This is a genomic window from Frankia sp. AgKG'84/4, assembly GCF_023242965.2.
Taxonomy (GTDB): domain Bacteria; phylum Actinomycetota; class Actinomycetes; order Frankiales; family Frankiaceae; genus Frankia.
The window spans coordinates 1-3257 of the sequence record NZ_JALKFU020000586.1 but is presented as its reverse complement, the minus strand read 5'-3'; the positions used below and the strand labels follow the sequence as shown (position 1 = coordinate 3257).

General features: G+C 72.0%; 2 protein-coding genes. One reads left to right on the top strand and one right to left on the bottom strand.

What is annotated here, in order from left to right; all coding sequences use genetic code 11:
* The first annotated feature begins 746 nt into the window (after positions 1-746).
* Positions 747-1208 (top strand): response regulator transcription factor, encoded by a 462-nt coding sequence (locus tag MXD58_RS23580; RefSeq protein WP_248839034.1) that lies wholly within the window; start codon positions 747-749, stop codon positions 1206-1208.
* A gap of 604 nt (positions 1209-1812) precedes the next feature.
* Here MXD58_RS23580 and MXD58_RS23575 read toward each other — a convergent pair.
* Positions 1813-3159, bottom strand: a complete 1347-nt coding sequence (locus MXD58_RS23575) for an NtaA/DmoA family FMN-dependent monooxygenase (RefSeq protein WP_248839035.1) — start codon at positions 3157-3159, stop codon at positions 1813-1815.
* Positions 3160-3257: the final 98 nt, after the last annotated feature.

Here is a 3257-nt window from a genome sequence, read left to right as displayed (position 1 = left end):
GGCCACGACCATGACCGGCGCGCCCGGCGACGCGCTGGCACGGGCGTCGCCCACGGGTCACGGGCCCGCCCGGCGCCGGCGGCAGGACGCCATGCCGGGTAGGGCGGCCGTGCTAGCACCGGCGCGGCGGCGCGAGCGTGTCCGCCACGGCGACCATGGCATCTGACTAGGCGCATTCCAAACCATCAGCACGCACAGAATCCCGTGCATACGACGGACCCATCGGCGAGCGTCACGCCGAATTTACGAAGGGCGGGCGGATAGCCTGCGAGAATCGCTTTCGTCGCCACTGCCCAAGCCGATCGCCAGTCCGTGCGCGATCGGCGCGCAGAATCTTCGTCCGTGCCCCGGCAAACTGGCGGGTGACGATGCATCAGGTCGGCGACCGGTCCGCCGGGAAGGTGGCGAGGCGTCGAGGTTCAGGACCCTGATCGCATCTTCCGCGGCCGTGAACGTAGCTTCTCGCACATCGCCTCGGACACCATTGACGAGCTGGCCTGTCAGCGGGATAACCTTTTTGACGTAGCCGACCGTGGGGCCCGGCGAAGGGAGGCCGAGTCCGGAGGGGGCTGGAGTGGCGGTACGTCCGCTTCCCCCGGGGCCAGAGCATGCCCGGCCGCCCACAAGCGTGGTGTACGGCTGATCTCGCGCCCGACCCTCGGATGAATCTGCGCGCAGGCGTCGATTGGCCAGCGGCAGGAGGCCGTGGGGTCGGGTAGACCGGAGTGGACAGGGAGAGGAGCACGATGGCCCCAGTGGTATCGGAGCCGGCGGCGCCGCAGGTGCGTCCGCACCAGGCGGTGACCGCCGGCTTCGAGCGAGCGTCGGGTTCGTTCGCCGACAACCAACCGACCGACGTACGGACCCAGCGGGAGCGGGTCCGCCTCGCCCAGATCGAGCTGCTGGAGCTCAGCGCACAGCTCACGGCGCCGCACCTGCGGCGCCGAATCCTGCGCATCTACTCGCTGCTGCGGACCGAGCCGGCGGCGCCGAACCCGGCGAAGCCGCCGCCCTTCCGGCTCACCCTGCGGGAGATGGAGGTCCTCACCCTGGTGGCGACCGGCTGCTCCAACGTAGAGGCGGCGGAGCAGCTCACCATCCGCGCGGAGACCGTCAAGACCTACATGCGCAGCATCATGCGCAAAATGGGTGTACGGAACCGGACCGCGGCGGTCCATCTCGCCCGGCAGATCGGCCTGTTGGACTGAGCTCGGGCCGCCCCGGCGGCAGCCAGCGCAGAGCAGGCAGTAGCACCTCCGGCGTGCGTCCCGGTCCCGCCCGGCACCGTCCGGACGGCTCGGGCACGATCCGCCGCCGTACCACGCTCCGGCATTCCCTCCATGCCGGATCGTTCACCACTCCGGGACTGCCTTCGGGCCCGGATCGGGTGCCGCCACCCGATCCGGGCCCGAGGTGTCTTTCGGCCCGGACGCGCACCCTCGGCCTCAGGTACCCCTGGGTCCCGCTCGGCCCGGTCGTACCTGGGGCGTCCAGCGTCACGTCAGGACGCGCAGGTGCCACGCGGCACGGCGCCCCGTGCGGGGGTCCCTCGGGGGGACACCGCCAGGTGATCGTGATGCCCGGATCGGGCCAGGACCGATGACCCGGAGGTGCCGGGCCGCGTGGGGGCCGGATCGCTCTCGGCTGGCCCGATCGGAGGATGCCGCGGGCCGCGACAGCCCGCCCGCGCCACGCGCTCCCCCGCCCGGCGGCCGCGGCCGGCCAACAGGTCCGTCCGTACCGGGACCATTCCGGGTTCTCGCCGGGAGAACGCCACCGGAAATGCATGGTCCGGACCCGGTCGACCTCGCCTCAGGACAGGGGCGCCAGGCCCAGATGGTCACGCAGCGTAGGACCGGAGTACTCGGTCCGGAACACCCCCCACTCCTGCAGCAGCGGGACCACCGTGTCGGCGAACTCGTCCAGGCCACCCGGGGTGATGTGCGGGACGAGGATGAACCCGTCGCTGGCATCGGCCTGCACGAACCGGTTGATCGTGTCCGCCACCGTGCGCGGTGAGCCGATGAACGACTGCCGCCCCGTGACCTCGATGACGACCTCGCGCAGCGACAGCTTCTTCGCCTGCCCCAGCTCCCGCCACTGGGCCACGGTCGCCGCCCGGTCGTTGAACATCCGCACGCTCGCCCGCCCCTGGGAGATCGTGTTCTCGCCGGGCAGCGGCTCGACCTGCGGGACCGGGTCGTCCGGGTCGTGCGCCGAGAGGTCGCGGTTCCACAGCTGCTCGGCGAACATGATCGCCGTGGCCCCGCTGACCTGCTGGCGGCGGATCACCGCGGCGCGCTCCAGCGCCTCGGCGTCGGTGTCGGCGAGCACGAACGTCGCCGCCGGCAGCACGACGAGCTCCTCGGGCCGCCGGCCGTACCTGGCCAGCCGGCCCTTGACGTCGGCGTGGAACGCCTGGCCGGCCTCGAACGTGCTGTGCCGGCTGAAGATCGCGTCCGCGGCGGCGGCGGCGAACTCGCGGCCGGCGTCGGAGTCGCCGGCCTGGAAGATCACCGGACGGCCCTGTGGGCTGCGCGGAACGTTGAACTGGCCGTGGATGTCGAAGAACTGGTCGCGGTGCTCGAACGCGCCGGGGTCGGCAGCCCGCAGGAACCGCCCGGACTCCACGTCCGCCACGATCTCGTCGCCCCGCCACGAGTCGAACAGCTCGGTGGCGGTCTGGAGGAACCGCCGCGCCCGCTCGTAGCGGTCCTGTTCTCCCAGGTAGCCGCCGCGGCGGAAGTTCTCCCCGGTGAAGGCGTCCCAGGAGGTGACGACGTTCCAGGCCGCCCGGCCGGCGGACAGATGGTCGAGGCTCGCGAACTGCCGGGCCACCTCGTACGGCTCGTTGAACGTCGAACTGATCGTCCCGGCGAGCCCGAGCCGGTCGGTGACGGCGGCCAGCGCGGCGAGCACCGTGAACGTGTCGGGCCGGCCGACAACGTCGAGGTCGTGGATGCGCCCGTTCTGCTCGCGCAGCCGAAGACCCTCGGCGAGGAAGAAGAAGTCGAACTTCGCCCGCTCCGCGGTGCGGGCCAGATGCACGAACGAGCTGAACTCGATGTGGCTGCCCGCGGCCGGATCGCTCCACACCGTCGTGTTGTTCACCCCGGGGAAGTGCGCCGCCAGGTGGATCTGCTTGGTCGGCCTGCTCATCGAGGTCCTTCCGCGATCGTGGTCGTGCCGGCCGGTCGGCGCGTTCCGCCGGCGGCGACGCCATCGGCTGGCGCGGGCGCGCGGGGCGGAGCCGGCCG

Coding starts and splice junctions, on each gene's coding strand:
- MXD58_RS23580 (WP_248839034.1), top strand. CDS start 747: ATGGCCCCAGTGGTATCGGAGCCGGCGGCGCCGCAGGTGCGTCCGCAC.
- MXD58_RS23575 (WP_248839035.1), bottom strand. CDS start 3,159: ATGAGCAGGCCGACCAAGCAGATCCACCTGGCGGCGCACTTCCCCGGG.